Annotated in this window: 14 protein-coding genes (1 of these 14 running past the window's edge); 8 read left to right on the top strand and 6 right to left on the bottom strand. The window is 38.3% G+C overall.

Annotated features, from left to right (window positions below; translation table 11 throughout):
• Positions 1-14: 14 nt before the first annotated feature.
• The 6 genes from mnmG to rpmH all read right to left on the bottom strand — a co-directional run bounded on the left by mnmG (position 15) and on the right by rpmH (position 5,812).
• A complete protein-coding gene (gene mnmG, locus JFU24_RS16500; protein ID WP_053348312.1) occupies positions 15-1,901 on the bottom strand; it encodes a tRNA uridine-5-carboxymethylaminomethyl(34) synthesis enzyme MnmG in 1,887 nt (628 codons plus the stop codon).
• Between the two features lie 20 nt (positions 1,902-1,921).
• Positions 1,922-3,307: a tRNA uridine-5-carboxymethylaminomethyl(34) synthesis GTPase MnmE gene (mnmE, locus tag JFU24_RS16495; RefSeq protein ID WP_201250189.1), complete on the bottom strand. Its 1,386-nt coding sequence runs from the start codon at positions 3,305-3,307 to the stop codon at positions 1,922-1,924.
• A gap of 346 nt (positions 3,308-3,653) precedes the next feature.
• Complete coding sequence (gene jag / locus JFU24_RS16490; protein ID WP_201222487.1) at positions 3,654-4,274, bottom strand: RNA-binding cell elongation regulator Jag/EloR; 621 nt, start codon at positions 4,272-4,274, stop codon at positions 3,654-3,656.
• Entirely contained in the window at positions 4,271-5,059 is a 789-nt protein-coding gene (spoIIIJ, locus tag JFU24_RS16485) for a YidC family membrane integrase SpoIIIJ (protein WP_053348309.1), read from the bottom strand. Before spoIIIJ ends, jag begins: the two co-directional genes overlap by 4 nt.
• Before the next feature lie 181 nt (positions 5,060-5,240).
• A complete protein-coding gene (gene rnpA / locus JFU24_RS16480; protein WP_053348308.1) occupies positions 5,241-5,597 on the bottom strand; it encodes a ribonuclease P protein component in 357 nt (118 codons plus the stop codon).
• Positions 5,598-5,677: 80 nt separating this feature from the next.
• The gene (rpmH, locus tag JFU24_RS16475; RefSeq protein WP_034316183.1) at positions 5,678-5,812 is read right to left on the bottom strand and encodes a 50S ribosomal protein L34; all 135 of its coding nucleotides are present in this window, start codon (positions 5,810-5,812) and stop codon (positions 5,678-5,680) included.
• A 988-nt stretch (positions 5,813-6,800) separates the two neighbouring features.
• On the opposite strand from rpmH, the gene dnaA reads away from it, so the two are divergent.
• The 8 genes from dnaA to JFU24_RS16435 all read left to right on the top strand — a co-directional run.
• A complete protein-coding gene (gene dnaA / locus JFU24_RS16470) occupies positions 6,801-8,150 on the top strand; it encodes a chromosomal replication initiator protein DnaA (RefSeq protein ID WP_053348307.1) in 1,350 nt (449 codons plus the stop codon).
• 193 nt (positions 8,151-8,343) lie between these two features.
• A complete protein-coding gene (gene dnaN / locus JFU24_RS16465; protein ID WP_056521949.1) occupies positions 8,344-9,480 on the top strand; it encodes a DNA polymerase III subunit beta in 1,137 nt (378 codons plus the stop codon).
• Positions 9,481-9,700: 220 nt separating this feature from the next.
• Positions 9,701-9,913 carry a S4 domain-containing protein YaaA gene (gene yaaA, locus JFU24_RS16460; RefSeq protein WP_053348305.1) on the top strand — a complete coding sequence of 71 codons (213 nt, stop codon included), beginning with the start codon at positions 9,701-9,703 and terminating at the stop codon, positions 9,911-9,913.
• Positions 9,914-9,934: 21 nt separating this feature from the next.
• The gene (gene recF / locus JFU24_RS16455) at positions 9,935-11,053 is read left to right on the top strand and encodes a DNA replication/repair protein RecF (RefSeq protein ID WP_053348304.1); all 1,119 of its coding nucleotides are present in this window, start codon (positions 9,935-9,937) and stop codon (positions 11,051-11,053) included.
• Positions 11,054-11,065: 12 nt separating this feature from the next.
• The gene (gene remB / locus JFU24_RS16450) at positions 11,066-11,329 is read left to right on the top strand and encodes an extracellular matrix regulator RemB (RefSeq protein ID WP_053348303.1); all 264 of its coding nucleotides are present in this window, start codon (positions 11,066-11,068) and stop codon (positions 11,327-11,329) included.
• Positions 11,330-11,406: 77 nt separating this feature from the next.
• A complete protein-coding gene (gyrB, locus tag JFU24_RS16445; RefSeq protein WP_201225048.1) occupies positions 11,407-13,332 on the top strand; it encodes a DNA topoisomerase (ATP-hydrolyzing) subunit B in 1,926 nt (641 codons plus the stop codon).
• 95 nt (positions 13,333-13,427) lie between these two features.
• On the top strand, positions 13,428-15,992 hold the full coding sequence (gyrA, locus tag JFU24_RS16440) for a DNA gyrase subunit A (RefSeq protein WP_201187764.1): 2,565 nt from the start codon (positions 13,428-13,430) through the stop codon (positions 15,990-15,992).
• 328 nt (positions 15,993-16,320) lie between these two features.
• A protein-coding gene (locus JFU24_RS16435) for an HD-GYP domain-containing protein (protein WP_201222485.1) crosses the window boundary here: on the top strand, positions 16,321-17,051 show its 5' portion. 265 nt of this gene lie beyond the right edge of the window; 731 of the gene's 996 nt are visible here — the first part of the coding sequence; the start codon lies at positions 16,321-16,323; its stop codon lies off the right edge, out of view.

Here is a 17,051-nt window from a genome sequence, read left to right as displayed (position 1 = left end):
TTCGGGTATTTCCGTTACTGAGAAACTCTGGCAATCTTACCTTGCTCCAAATAAACAAGCAAAATGGAGACATCAGCAGGATTTACACCGGAAATTCGTGAAGCCTGAGCTACTGATAGCGGGTGGACCTGTTTTAATTTTTGACGTGCTTCCGTTGCAAGACCGGAGATGGCATCATAGTCGATGTTCTCTGGAATTTTTTTATTCTCCATTTTTTTCAGACGATCGACCTGTTGCAGAGATTTTTCAATATATCCCTCATATTTAATCTGGATTTCGACTTGTTCCGTCACTTCGTCGCTTAGTTCGACATCACTTGGAGCCAGCTTCTGAATATGAGAATAATCCATTTCAGGACGTTTCAATAAATCAGACGCACGAATTCCATCCTTCAACTCACTGCCACCACTTGTGATAATAACGTCTTGCACTTCTTGCGTTGGTTTAATGAAGGTTGATTTCAGTCGTTCTTTTTCTACTTCAACTGCTTCCTTTTTCAAAAGAAAACGTTTGTAGCGGTCTTCTTTGATCATTCCAATATTGAAACCAATTTCCGTTAAACGTAAATCCGCATTGTCATGACGCAACAGTAAACGATATTCTGCACGTGAAGTCAGCAAGCGGTATGGTTCATTCGTACCTTTCGTAACAAGATCATCAATTAAAACTCCAATATAGGCATCCGAACGGCTTAAGATCAGTTCTTCTTTTCCTATCGCATTCAATCCTGCATTAATACCAGCCATCAACCCTTGGCCCGCCGCTTCTTCGTAGCCGGACGTTCCGTTAATTTGGCCTGCTGTATACAAGTTTTTAACTTTTTTCGTTTCTAGTGTAGGCCAAAGCTGTGTAGGAACGATTGCATCATATTCAATTGCATATCCCGCACGCATCATTTCCGCCTTCTCGAGCCCTGGAACCGTTTGAAGGATTTTTACTTGTACATCTTCAGGTAGACTTGTTGACAGCCCTTGCACATAGACTTCCTTTGTATTGCGCCCTTCAGGTTCAAGGAAAATTTGATGGCGCGGTTTATCATTAAAACGTACGACCTTATCTTCTATTGATGGGCAATAGCGTGGTCCAGTTCCCTTAATCATCCCAGAGTACATCGGTGAACGGTGTAAATTCTCATCGATGAGCTGGTGTGTTCCCTCATTCGTGTATGTTAACCAGCATGGCAATTGGTCAGTGATGAATTTCGTTGTTTCATAAGAAAAAGCACGTGGGACTTCATCACCAGGCTGTATTTCTGTTTTGCTGTAATCAATAGATGAACTATTGACGCGAGGAGGCGTTCCAGTTTTAAAACGAACTAAATCAAATCCTAATTGCTCCAAATGTTCAGAAAGTCTGATGGAAGGCTGCTGATTGTTAGGACCGCTTGAATATTTTAGTTCCCCTAAAATAATTTCTCCACGTAAATATGTTCCTGTCGTGATTACTACAGTTTTCGCACGATACACTGCACCTGTTTTAGTAATGACACCCGTACAAACATCATTTTCAACAATTAATTCCTCAACCATTCCTTGAATTAATGTCAAATTTTCTTGATCTTCTATCGTCTTTTTCATTTCTTGCTGATAGAGATATTTATCAGCCTGTGCCCTCAACGCACGGACTGCCGGACCTTTAGCTGTATTCAACATCCTCATTTGAATATGGGTTTTATCAATATTTTTCCCCATTTCACCGCCTAAAGCGTCAATTTCTCGGACAACTATCCCTTTTGCTGGTCCGCCAATAGACGGATTGCATGGCATAAAGGCGACCATATCTAAATTAATGGTAACCATCAAAGTTTTAGCTCCAACTCTTGCAGCTGCAAGGCCTGCTTCACTACCAGCATGTCCAGCTCCAATAACAATAACATCATAGCTTCCTGCTTCGTATTGCATGTTTTCTCCTCCTTTTACTGTTATTTTCCTAAACAAAATTGCGAGAACAATTGGTTGATCAAATTATCCTGAACACTTTCACCAATTATTTCGCCGAGAAGCTCCCAAGCCTTTGTGAAATCAATTTGAACTAAGTCAATCGGCGTCCCCATGTCAATCGCTTCAATTGCATCCTCAATTGACTGTAATGCTTGACCAAGTAAGGCTATATGACGAGCATTCGAAACATAGGTTAAGTCTCCTGATTCTAAAGAACCCTCAAAGAATAAAGAAGCAATCGCATCTTCCAACTCATTGACTCCTTGATCCTCAAGTAAAGACGTAGAAACAATTTTATGCGATGCTGCCTTTTCCTTAACCTGATCCAAATTGATTTTTTGCGGAAGATCAGTTTTATTGATAATAACGATAACATCCATTCCTTTAACGGCCTGGAATAGTTTTTCATCTTCCGGTGTAAAGTCATCGGAATAGTTTAAGACAAGTAATATTAAATCTGCCTCTTTTAATACCGCACGAGAGCGTTCAACACCAATTCGTTCAACAATGTCCTCTGTTTCCCGAATTCCTGCTGTATCGACAAGTTTAAGCGGTACTCCGCGAACATTGACATATTCCTCAATTACATCACGTGTTGTGCCGGGAATATCAGTAACAATGGCCTTATTTTCATGAACTAAGCTGTTAAGCAAAGAAGATTTTCCGACATTTGGGCGTCCGATGATAACCGTCGCCAGCCCATCTCGCAGAATTTTCCCTTGCTGTGCAGTATGCAGGAGTTTCTCTATCTCCGTCTTCACATAGCTGCCTTTTTCCAAAAATAAACGATGTGTCATTTCTTCGACATCATCATATTCCGGGTAATCTATGTTTACCTCGACTTGTGCGAGGGTCTGTAAAATTTCCTGACGTAACTTTTGAATTAATTTCGAAAGCCGCCCTTCCATTTGCCCTAAGGCTACATTCATCGCTTTATCTGTTTTTGCCCGAATTAAATCCATAACAGCTTCTGCTTGGGAAAGATCAATCCTTCCATTCAAAAAAGCTCGTTTCGTAAATTCACCAGGTTCTGCTAAACGAGCTCCCTGTGAGAGGATAAGCTGTAATACCCGATTGACCGAAACGATCCCGCCATGACAATTTATTTCGACTACATCTTCTCTTGTAAATGTCTTTGGGCCTTTCATAACAGAAACCATAACTTCTTCTATGATTTCACCTGTTTTCGGTTGAGTTAAGTGTCCGTAATGAATCGTATGTGATTTCACTTCGAGCAAACTTTTCCCGCCTGGTCCTTTAAAGATTCTATCGGCTATTTCTAGGGCCTCATCACCGCTGATTCTTACGATGGCAATTGCCCCTTCCCCTAAGGGAGTAGAGATAGCGGTGATTGTATCGAATTCCATGCTTTCACCTCTTATATATTGATGTTTCTATATTTTTCCCATAATAAAATCGTCGAATTCCCTAAATAACTACAATACCACAGTATATTCATGAAAAAAAGTAGATACTCCTTCCTTTCAAGAGTTATCCACATGCATTAAAACCCATATTCTGTATCACTTATTTTAACTTATCCACATGTGAATAACAAATATTGCCCGCTTTCCTTCTTGCTCTTTTCTTAACTCTTTACCAAATTACGAATGGTCAAAACAGAAACATGTCGAATATTGTTGAATTTTTCTTTTATTTCTAGAGAATTCAACAGACAACCAAAAAAAGAACCTCCGCTTAATAGCAGAAGGTTCATCTGATTGGAGTAATGACCAAATGGCGATATGGCTCTGTACCATTGGAATTTGTTTTGATTTTTGGGTAATGCAGTAGAGCATTATGAATGACCTTCCGTTCAAAGGATGGCATTGGCTCCAGCGAAACAGATTTACCAGTTTTTATTGCTTTATTTGCCATTCTTTCAGCCAATTGGATTAAAGTATCATTGCGGCGATTTCGATAATCTTCTGCATCTACAGTTACATTCAAAAACTGCTTCGAATAGCGATTTGCAACCAGCTGCGTTAAATACTGAAGGGAATTTAATGTTTGCCCTCGTTTTCCAATTAATAAAGCAATCTTTTCACCTGATAAATGAAACGTTACATTCTTACCTTGACGACGGACATCAATTTCTGCATTAATTCCCATGTTTTCACTGACATTCTTCAAAAATTTCAGTGACTCTTCAATAGGGTCGGCTGGCAAAGTCACATGGACGATTGCCTTCCTTGCACCAAATAAACCAAGAAAACCTTTTTTGCCTTCATCTTCAATTTCAATCTCCACGCGATCCCTAGTGCTGTTCAGTTGAGCTAAAGCTAAATTTACTGCTTCTTCGACAGATTGTCCTGCAGCAGTTACTTTTTTCACTTTTTCTTTGCTCCTCCCGCGTTTTCCGCAGCTGCTTTTCTAAGATCTGGACCTTTAATGAAATACGTTTGAACGATACCGAAAATGTTACCTACTACCCAGTAAAGTGAAAGAGCAGCGGGAAATTTAATTGCAAAAACAACAATCATAATTGGCATGATGTAAAGCATCATTGTCATTTGTGCTGCCATTTGTGGATTAGAGTTCATTCCAACCATGGATAATTTTTGCTGAATAAAAGTCGTAATACCTGCAACAACCGGTAAAATATAATACGGATCCGGGGAACCTAAATCAAACCAAAGAAAGCTATGAAGAGCAATTTCTTCCGTACGGCTGATAGCATGGTAAAAACCGATCAAAATCGGCATTTGCACCAATATTGGTAAACATCCCGCCAATGGATTCACATTATATTTTGAAAATAAAGCCATCGTTTCTTGCTGTAGTTTTTGTTGTGTGGCAGCATCTTTTGAGCTGTATTTTGCTTGAAGTTCTTTCATCTCAGGCTGAATGGCCTGCATTGCTTTCGAGCTTTTCACCTGTTTGATCATAAGTGGAAGTAATGCTAAGCGAATGATTAAGGTAACACCAATAATCCCGAGACCATAGTTTTCCCCGAATGCTTCAGAGAGCCAAATAATCAGAGCTGATAATGGATAGACAATGTATTGATTCCAGAACCCTTCACTTTCTGCAGTTATAGGTTCTTTAATTTCCGTACACCCTGCTAACAACATCATTATAGAAGCTAGTCCAATAATGAGTAATATTCGTTTTTTCAACCGTAATTTCCTCCTAACTGCAATCAATCTTTTTTGAAACAATTTTGAACTGTTTACAAGCAGACTTCAAGGAAAAGTAATCCACTTTTTGTACAGTCCAATAAGGAATTTTCTATGTTATTTTTCTCAATGTTTACGACATTATCTGAGGAGTACTTAGTTTTCGATATAAAGGAGAACTTTATTGTTTTTTCATTATAAAGTTTAGTGATTTAGAACGTTTTAGGACATGGATCAAGCTGCTTTTCACTTGGGAAAAGTCCATTTCCGCCGCTGGCTTTCGAGCAATCACAATATAATCCTTACCATCTTCTATATCATCTTTCAATTCCAAAAACGCTTGCCGTATGTATCTTTTAATCTGATTCCGAACAACGGCATTCCCGATTTTTTTACTGACAGAAAGGCCTATCCGGAAATAATCCTGTTCGGGCTTTTCAAGGACATAGACAACGAATTGCCGATTAGCAGAGGATTCGCCCTTTTTAAACACAAGCTGAAACTCGTCCTCTTTCTTAATCCTTAACTTTTTTTTCATCTTTACACCTTCATTAAATGAATTGAGTCTCAGTAAATCCCTTATTTTGCGAAAAAAGACCACTGAGACTTTTCAGTGGTCTATGCAGATAATACTTTTCTGCCCTTACGGCGACGTGCAGCAATTACTCTACGTCCGTTTTTCGTGCTCATACGTGCACGGAAACCGTGAACTTTACTATGCTTACGATTATTCGGTTGATAAGTTCTTTTCATTATATGACACCTCCCTGAGGAATAACAGTTAAAGACAGTCTTTACAATTATATAGATGATGGTTTCTACTTGTCAACCTCATCCAAAAAAATATATTTCTTTTTATGCTCAATGTCCAGTAGGTCTTTTTTTACTACCTAGCCTATTGTAAATGATTTTGCCTCGAACTGATATAGAAATTTTTGGTGAGAGGGAAATTTCCGTGAATTTTTCCCTTAAACACATTTAAGCGGATCTCTTAGTTTACACGCTCCACTCTGAAAAGGAATCAGCAAATATTAAGGGAAGGCCTGGTTATTTTTAAATGAACCATTGGGTTTGCCAGGAATAGGTTTTAATATTTACCGTTTTTGACAGCTTAAACAACATGTTTTTCTGTCCTATTCGTTTTAAAGGAGCAGAGAAATAAATTTATATAATTCGTGCCAAAACTTCAGTCTGTGGATAAAATTCGACATGATTTTTCCTATCCACAACCTGTTTTATAGACTTTTGCACATAACAATAGCCTGTGGAAAAGTTTTTCCCACAGGCTCGGTAAGTTGTGGATAAAGTTTTCTAACCCATTGCAAGACGCCTGAATTTCTGATATTATATTTGTGTTTTCACTCTGAATAACTTTATCAACAGGTAAGGTTTATCCACAGACTGTGCATAACATGTGGATAGCTTATTCGACCTGTGTATATTAATCTGTCCACAAACGGTGGATATTGTCGAAAACCCTTTTTTCTTCTTTATTATATATTTCTCCAAATACCTGTTGATGAATAATCATCCAAACCTACATCACCTTACAAGATGTAGTCTGTACAAAGGTTGTACAGCGCAAGATATAGTAATAGGGACATCACATTACAGAACACTCCCTTATACAGCTCACCGAACTTTTGCTGTCAAAATTTATATTAAGACGGCAATCGATGAGTTTATTTGTGCCTATACATTTTAGATATTATTAAAAATATTTTGCAAAGGAGGGATAAGTTTGGATAACATCGATAGCCTCTGGAACCAGGCGCTCGGAAAAATTGAAAAAAAGATCAGTAAACCAAGCTTTGAAACTTGGCTTAAATCAACCAAGGCTTATTTACTACAAGGTGATACATTAACAGTCACCGCTCCCAATGAATTTGCCAGGGACTGGCTTGAAGAACGCTATTCACATCTTATTTCTGATGTATTGTTTGAACTTACCGGTGAGGAATTGGAAGCAAAATTCATCATTCCTCCCAATCAAGAAGATGGTGATTTTACTGTTCCTGTTCAGCCTAAAAAGATTAAAAAACAGGATAAAGAACATAATGCATTTCCTCAGCATATGTTAAACGCGAAAAATACCTTTGATACGTTTGTCATCGGCTCCGGCAATCGTTTTGCCCATGCCGCGTCTCTCGCTGTCGCAGAAGCTCCTGCTAAAGCCTATAACCCATTATTTATTTATGGAGGCGTAGGACTAGGTAAAACCCATTTAATGCATGCAATTGGGCATTACGTACTTGAGCATAATCCGAAGGCAAAGGTCGTTTATTTATCTTCTGAAAAATTCACGAACGAATTTATCAATTCAATCCGAGATAATAAAGCAGGAGAATTCCGTGATAGATACCGAAGTGTAGATGTTTTATTAATTGATGATATTCAATTTCTAGCAGGAAAAGAACAAACTCAAGAAGAGTTTTTCCATACATTCAATGCACTACATGAAGAAAGTAAACAGATTGTCATCTCGAGTGACCGTCCTCCAAAAGAGATCCCAACACTCGAAGATCGCCTCCGTTCCCGCTTTGAATGGGGTTTAATTACGGATATCACACCGCCTGATTTAGAAACGCGAATTGCTATTTTACGTAAGAAGGCAAAAGCAGAAGGTCTTGATATCCCAAATGAAGTTATGCTTTATATTGCCAATCAAATTGACTCGAATATTCGTGAACTTGAAGGTGCACTTATACGTGTTGTTGCTTATTCTTCGTTAATTAATAAGGATATTAATGCTGATTTAGCAGCCGAAGCATTAAAAGACATTATTCCAAGCTCGAAACCTAAAATAATCACCATCTTAGAAATCCAAAAAACAGTTGGTGAGCATTATAGTGTTAAATTGGAAGATTTCAAAGCAAAAAAACGGACTAAATCTGTAGCCTTTCCAAGGCAGATCGCCATGTATCTTTCCAGGGAGTTAACGGATTCATCTCTGCCAAAGATAGGGGATGAATTTGGTGGTCGCGATCATACGACCGTTATTCATGCGCATGAAAAAATTTCTAAACTCATGCAAACAGATACCCAGCTTCAACGTCAGGTCAAAGAAATACAGGATCAGTTGAAGGTATAGATGATTCTGGATAATGTGTATAACTGATGACTACTTACACACAGTCTGTCCACATGTGGATAGACTGTTTTTCCTTAGGTTGAGTCGACTTATCCACATATCAACAGGCCCTACTACTATTACTACTATCTTTTTTAATAAAAATTATTAATAAATATGCCTATTCGGCAATTAAAAATTTGGAGGATGAAACATGAGATTTATAATTCAAAGAGATCGATTAGTTCATAGTGTCCAAGAAGTAATGAAAGCAGTCACATCAAGAACAACGATTCCTATTTTAACGGGGATAAAAATAAGTGTTACAACTGAAGGGGTTACTTTGACAGGTAGTGATTCCGATATTTCCATTCAATCATTTATTCCAGCTGAAGTAGACGGTGATGAAATTGTTGAAGTGAAAAATAGCGGGGGAATTGTCCTAAATGCTCGTTTTTTCAGTGAAATTGTCAAAAAATTACCGATGGATACTGTAGAAATTGAAGTCGAAAACAACTTTCAAACAATTATTCGCTCAGGTAAAGCTGAATTTAACTTAAATGGACTGGATCCTGAAGAATACCCTCATCTTCCAATCATTGAGGAAGAAAATATTTTCAAGCTTCCAACAGACCTATTAAAAACTCTTATTCGTCAAACTGGCTTTGCAGTGTCCACCTCAGAAACACGCCCTATCTTAACAGGTGTAAACTTAAAGGTTCAAGATGACGAATTGACCTGTATTGCAACAGATAGTCACAGGCTAGCAATGCGCACAGCAAAAATTGAAAATAAAATTACTGGGACCTATAGCGTTGTGATTCCAGGCAAAAGTCTAAATGAATTAAGTAAAATCCTTGATGATACAAACGAACTCATAGAAATTGTCATTACCGATAATCAAGTCTTATTCAAAGCAGAAAATTTATTATTCTTCTCCCGCCTACTTGAGGGGAATTATCCAGATACGTCCCGCTTGATTCCTTCAGATAGCAAAACGGATGTAACTGTTCACACAAAAGATTTTCTGCAAGCAATCGACCGAGCATCTTTATTGGCCAGAGAAGGCAGAAATAATGTGGTCAAACTGACAACTTTAGAAGGCCGCATTATCGAAGTCTCTTCTAATACACCTGAAATTGGTAAAGTAATTGAGGAAGTTCAAGCAGAAGCCATTGAAGGTGAGGATTTGAAAATCTCCTTCAGTGCTAAATTTGTTATGGATGCCTTAAAAGTTTTAGAAGGATCGGATATTAAAATCAACTTTACAGGTGCGATGCGTCCATTTGTAATTCGTCCGCTTCATGATGATTCTATGCTTCAATTAATTCTGCCTGTAAGAACTTATTAAGCTAAAATAATATTTCAAAAAAATTAAAGGCTTGTTTAGCAAGCCTTTAATTTTTTTATACTTAAATATAGGCCCCATAAGGTTTTTTACAGCTTTTTTAATTCTGAATAAAACCTAGAAATATAAAAAACAAGAGCGGAAAAAGCTATACTTTGTCTTAATGGGATTTATTTAGTAAAATGAAGTATTAAAGACTACTTAGAAATGAGTGAGGCATGAAATGGACTCCATAAAAATCAGCACAGAATATATTACGCTTGGACAATTCTTAAAATTAGCCGATTTGATTCAAAGCGGCGGAATGTCAAAATGGTTCTTAAGTGAATACGAGGTTTTCATTAATGGCGAATTAGACGTGAGAAGAGGCAGAAAGTTAAGATCAGGTGATAAAATAGAGATTCCTGGATTTGGCGTCTTCACAATTACAAGCTAAAACATAAGGGAAGAGCGGAATATGTATATTGAAAATATAAGTTTGAGAAATTACCGCAACTATACCGAATTGAACCTGACTTTTGAGAATAAGGTCAATGTAATCCTTGGCGAAAATGCTCAAGGAAAAACAAATGTCATGGAATCTATTTTTGTTTTAGCAATGGCAAAATCTCACCGGACCTCAAATGATAAAGAACTTATTCGCTGGGATGAAGAGTATGCTAAAATAGAAGGAAGAGTTAGAAAGAGAAATACCTCAATACCACTTGAGCTGACCATTTCAAAAAAAGGGAAAAAGGCGAAGTGCAACCATATTGAACAAAGAAAATTAAGTCAATATGTTGGAAATATGAATGTGGTCATGTTTGCGCCTGAGGATCTTAACCTTGTAAAGGGAAGTCCTCTAGTCAGACGCCGTTTTATAGATATGGAAATTGGCCAGGTTTCTCCCGTATACCTTCATGATATGAGCCAATATCATAAAATACTTCAACAAAGAAATCATTACTTAAAGCTTCTGCAGACCCGGAAACAAACGGATACGACGATGCTTGACGTGCTAACTGATCAATTTATTCAGTATGCAGCGAAAATTGTCGAAAGAAGATACGAGTTTCTTTTAAAGCTCCAGCAGTGGGCAGAGCCAATTCACTCGGGGATCTCCAGAAATCTAGAAGTATTGAAAATCCAATATAAACCGTCGCTTGATGTATCAGAATCTATGGATTTGACGAAAATGATAGAAGTATACACAGAAAAATTTGATAAAATAAAAACAAGGGAAATTGAACGGGGTGTAACACTGGTAGGTCCTCATCGTGACGACCTGGTTTTTTTTGTGAATGACCGTGATGTCCAGACATATGGTTCACAAGGACAACAACGTACAACTGCCCTGTCTTTGAAACTTGCCGAAATTGAGCTGATTCATGAAGAAATCGGCGAGTATCCCATTTTATTATTGGATGATGTGTTATCGGAACTTGACGATTTCCGTCAATCTCATTTACTGAATACGATACAAGGGAAAGTGCAAACATTCGTGACGACACCCTCTGTTGATGGAATCGATCATCAAACCCTTAGAGAAGCGTCCACCTTTTATGTTAGTCAAGGAAGTATAAAAAAGGTTAAATGATGAGGTGAATGTATGTATCTCCATATTGGTGAAGACATTCTTGTGAAAACGGACGATGTCATAGCCATTTTAGATAAGAAGCTGCTCCAGGCCTCTCCAATCATGAGTGAGTTTTTGGAGAAAAAGTCTGATGTAACTTACCATTTAGCCAAAAACTCGGTTAAATCGATTGTAGTGACGGATAAACAGGTCTATTATTCACCGCTTGCGTCGTCCACTTTGAAAAAGCGTTCACTGCAGCCATCGTTATTAATCGATGATATAGATTCTCTTTGAATTTAAGCGATAACGTAATAATTACTCCTGAAAAATTGATAAATGCCAAAAGAAAAGTGTAGGTGATACGTATGACAATGGAACAAAAAGAAGTACAAGCTCAGGCATACGATGAGAATCAGATACAGGTTTTAGAAGGCTTAGAAGCAGTTCGTAAACGTCCGGGGATGTATATCGGTACTACCTCTGCAAAAGGACTTCACCATCTTGTTTGGGAAATTGTCGATAATAGTATTGATGAGGCACTAGCAGGTTTCTGTACTGAAATCAAAGTGACGATCGAAGAAGACAATAGCATAACAGTAGTCGATAATGGTCGGGGAATTCCAGTAGGTATCCATGAAAAAATGGGACGGCCAGCAGTAGAAGTAATCATGACGGTCCTTCATGCGGGCGGTAAATTTGGCGGCGGAGGTTATAAGGTCTCCGGTGGTCTGCATGGTGTAGGTGCTTCAGTAGTTAATGCCCTATCCACGGTATTGGAAGTGTATGTACATCGTGAAGGTAAAATCCACTATCAGCAATTTAACCGAGGGGTCCCTAGAGAAGATTTGAAAATTATTGGGGAGACCGATCATACAGGGACAACAGTACACTTTATTCCGGATCCTGAAATTTTCAAGGAATCCGTGGAATATGATTTCGATACATTAGCCACACGTATCCGTGAGCTTGCATTCTTGAATAAAGGCTTGAAGCTCATCATTGAAGATAAACGTGAAGAAGAAGAGAAAATCAAGGAATACCACTACGAGGGCGGTATCAAATCTTATGTTGAGCATTTGAATCGTTCAAAAGAAGTCCTTCATGAGGAACCGATTTTCATGGAAGGCGAGAAAGAAGGTATATCTGTCGAATTAGCTTTGCAATATAATGACAGCTATATCAGTAACGTTTTTTCCTTTGCCAATAATATTCATACGTATGAAGGCGGTACACATGAATCAGGATTCAAGACTGCGTTGACACGGGTCATCAATGATTATGCACGGAAAAACGGGCTCTTAAAAGAGGCCGACACCAATTTCTCTGGTGAAGATGTTCGTGAAGGGTTAACGGCAATTATTTCTATTAAGCATCCTGAACCGCAATTTGAGGGGCAAACCAAAACCAAACTTGGAAACTCAGAAGTAAGAACGGTTACTGATTCCATTCTTTCGGAAAGGTTGGATTCCTTCTTATACGAAAATCCTTCAGTGGCTAGAAAAATTGTTGATAAAGGGCAAATGGCGGCAAGAGCTCGTTTGGCGGCCAAGAAAGCACGTGAGTTAACTCGAAGAAAAAGTGCCTTGGAAGTCTCCAGTCTACCTGGTAAACTGGCAGATTGTTCGTCGAAGGATCCGTCTATCAGCGAATTGTACATTGTAGAAGGAAACTCGGCTGGTGGCTCAGCTAAACAGGGACGTGACCGCCATTTCCAAGCTATTCTGCCGCTAAGGGGTAAAATCCTAAATGTGGAAAAGGCGCGATTGGATAGAATCCTTCATAATATAGAAATTGGTACAATTATTACTGCACTCGGAACAGGTATTGGCGATGAATTCAATATTGAAAAAGCTAGATACCATAAAATTGTTATCATGACCGATGCGGATGTAGACGGTGCCCACATTAGAACTTTAATGTTGACATTCTTCTATCGCTATATGCGGAAAATTATAGAGTATGGTTATATTTATATTGCCCAACCACCTCTTTTCAAAATTCAGCAGGGTAAACGAGTGGAATATGCCTATAATGACCGCGAACTAGAACAAATCATGGCGGGTCTGCCAAGCACTCCTAAGCCTAACTTACAGCGCTATAAAGGGTTGGGTGAAATGAACCCAGAGCAACTATGGGAAACAACAATGAACCCTGATACGAGAACGCTACTTCAAGTTAGTTTGAAAGATGCCATTGAGGCAGATGAAACTTTCGAAATGTTGATGGGAGATAAAGTAGAGCCGCGTCGTAACTTTATTGAGGAAAATGCGATTTATGTAAAAAACCTCGATATCTGATTTTTTTGACAGGATGAATTTACATCCTGTTCTTTACATAATGCAAGATCAGTTAAAAAAATGAGAGTAAAAGCTTTATAAAGGAGGTTGGCTCCATGTCAGAAAATGAAAGATCAGGTGTAAAAGAAATAAATATAAGTACCGAGATGCGTACATCTTTTTTGGATTACGCGATGAGCGTTATCGTATCCCGGGCGTTGCCTGATGTAAGGGACGGCTTGAAACCGGTACACAGAAGAATTCTTTATGCGATGAATGATCTTGGTATGACGTCGGATAAACCATTTAAAAAATCAGCCCGTATTGTCGGAGAAGTAATCGGTAAATATCACCCGCATGGTGACTCTGCTGTTTATGAAACGATGGTCAGAATGGCTCAGCCATTTAACTATCGTTATATGCTCGTTGATGGACACGGGAATTTCGGTTCGGTCGATGGTGACCAAGCGGCCGCCATGAGGTATACAGAAGCGAGAATGTCAAAGATTTCGATGGAATTGCTTCGTGATTTGAATAAGGATACGGTTAACTATCAGGATAACTATGATGGTTCAGAAAGAGAACCAGCTGTTATGCCAGCCCGTTTCCCAAACTTATTAGTGAATGGTTCGTCAGGGATAGCAGTCGGAATGGCTACCAATATTCCGCCCCATCAATTAGGTGAGGTAATTGACGGTGTATTGGCTTTAAGTAAGAATCCTGATATAACGATTCCAGAATTGATGGAATTTATCCCTGGTCCAGATTTTCCAACTGCGGGGTTAATTTTAGGGCGCAGTGGAATTAGAAAAGCCTATGAAACTGGAAAAGGGTCAATCATTCAGAGGGCGAGAGTCGAAATTGAAGAGAAGTCCAATGGAAAACAGGTTATTCTAGTTAAAGAAATCCCTTATCAAGTGAACAAAGCAAGATTAATTGAAAAAATTGCAGAACTTGCTCGTGATAAGAAAATTGAAGGTATTACCGATTTACGGGATGAATCAGATCGTAACGGTATGCGTATTGTTATGGAACTACGAAAGGACGTAAATGCAAATGTCCTTTTAAACAACTTGTATAAGCACACTGCAATGCAAACAACCTTCGGAATCAACTTGCTTGCACTGGTGGATGGACAGCCTAAAGTATTGAACTTAAAGCAATGTCTGCACTATTACTTAGAGCATCAACAGGTAGTTATACGTCGTAGAACTGAATTTGAACTACGTAAAGCGGAAGCGCGTGCTCATATTTTAGAAGGTTTGCGAATTGCCCTTGATAATTTGGATGCGGTCATTACATTAATCCGTGGTTCCCAAACTACAGACATTGCCCGAGAAGGGTTAATGACACAATTTTCACTTTCTGAAAAACAGGCGCAAGCAATTTTAGATATGCGTTTACAACGCTTGACCGGTTTGGAACGGGAAAAAATTGAAGATGAATATCAAGCGTTAATGGCATTAATCGCAGAATATAAAGCTATCCTTGCTGATGAGGAAAAGGTTCTTGAAATTATTCGTGAAGAGCTTCTTGAAATTAAAGAACGCTTTAATGATAAAAGAAGAACTGAAATTACATTAGTCGGTTTTGAGAGCTTAGAAGATGAAGATTTGATTCCAGAGGAAAATATAATCGTGACATTGACTCATAACGGTTATATTAAACGTTTGCCTGCAACCACGTACCGCAGCCAAAAACGCGGAGGCCGAGGTATACAGGGAATGGGTACGAATGCAGATGACTTTGTGGGTCACTTGTTAACAACTTCGACTCATGACACACTATTATTCTTTACTAATAAAGGTAAAGTTTATCGTTCCAAAGGATACGAAATTCCTGAATATGGTCGGACGGCAAAAGGACTGCCACTTATTAATTTGCTAGAAGTTGATAAAGGTGAGTGGGTCAATGCAATCATACCGGTGAAGGAATTTGTCGATGATTGGTATTTATTCTTCACTACCAGACACGGTATATCAAAGCGTACACCACTGTCATCCTTTGCAAATATCCGCAATAACGGTTTAATTGCTCTAGGGCTACGAGAAGATGATGAATTGATCTCTGTACGTCTTACGAATGGAGAGAAACAGATTATTATCGGAACAAAAGCCGGAATGATGATTCGTTTCCCTGAAACGGATGTACGCACAATGGGACGTACCGCAGCTGGAGTAAAAGGGATTTCCTTAAGGGCAGATGACGAAGTTGTCGGTATGGAAATTCTTGAAGAAAATGAAGAAGTCCTGATTGTTACGAAAAATGGATATGGAAAACGGACATCTGCTGAGGAATACCGTATTCAAAGCCGTGGTGGTAAAGGGATAAAAACATGTAATGTCACAGAGAAAAATGGTGAACTTATTGCCGTGAAAACAGTGACAGGAGAAGATGAGGACTTGATGCTGATTACAGCAGCTGGTGTGCTAATCCGAATGGAAGTCGAAGGCATTTCTAAAACGGGTCGTAATACACAGGGTGTTAAGCTCATTCGTCTCGAATCTGCAGACAATGAATATGTTTCAACGGTGGCCATCGTTGGAAGAGAAGAAGAAGAAAAAGAAGAATTCGTTGAACAAGAAGAAGGAATAGAACAGAATCCAACGAGTATTGATTTAGATTCTGATTCTAACGAAGTAGTCGAAAACGAAGAACCTGAAAAAGATACGGAAGAATAATCGTTTAATAATAGAGACCCAGCCATTATGCTGGGTCTTTTTTTATGAAGTAATTGAGGGTTTTCAGGCGAAGTCTCTCTAAAAGATAAAGTAAATGGCGGGTATATAGTCATGTTTTTTTGAGGGAAGATAAAGGTATCATACTAGTGAAAAGCTTTTTTTAGGTATTTAATCACGAAAAATATAGTTTGTTCCATGTTTTTCTAGTAAAATGATATTCATTAAATAACTGTTACAGAGGTGAACAGTTTTGCTAGTGAAAACTCACTATTTAGCTGAAGGATGTATTCTTTCAAAAGATATTAAAGGTCTTACGGACCGCCCTATCATGTATGAAAAAACAATATTGACTAAGGAATTAATAAAGACCTTGCAAGCCTTTTTAATAACAGAGGTTAGCGTTGAAAAAACATTAATTGATGGAAAAAAATTTTTACCGAAAGAAGTTATAGATAATGAACTGGATGAAATAGAAGGATTTTCAAATTTTACTAATTTATATCTAAAATCGGTTCAAACGTATAAGAGTTTATTTAAAAATTGGCAGGCTGGGAGCAAGGTAGAGGTAGCCATGATTCGTTCAATTCTTATTCCTTTAGTTGATAAAGTCTTGGAGAAACCAGGAAACATTCTGATATTGCACCATTATTCCAATAAAGAAGATTACATGTATCATCATGCTATTTCAACTGGATTAATAGGGGGATATATTGCCTTTAAAATTCAATGCGATTTAGCGGATGTCTATCAAGTAGCTATTGGAGGGTGTTTGGCTGACTGTGGTATGGCTAAGCTGTCACCAAGGATTTTCAATAAAACGACGAGTTTAACAGTCGAAGAAAATGAGGAAATCCACAATCATCCCATTTTTAGCTATAAAATGATAAAAGATAGTTCTATCATTAAGGATAGTGTGAAGTTAGCTATTTTAGAGCATCATGGAAGGTTAGATGGAACTGGCTATCCCCAAACAATAAAAACTAAATCCATGCACTTATTTTCAAAAATCATTGCAGTTGCAGACGTTTTTCATGCCATGACTTCGGAAAGGTTATATAG

Origin of the sequence: Peribacillus sp. TH27 (genome assembly GCF_016650915.1) — a bacterium.
In the GTDB taxonomy this organism is placed as follows: Bacteria; Bacillota; Bacilli; order Bacillales; family DSM-1321; genus Peribacillus; species Peribacillus butanolivorans.
This window is presented reverse-complemented; position numbering and strand designations above follow the sequence as displayed.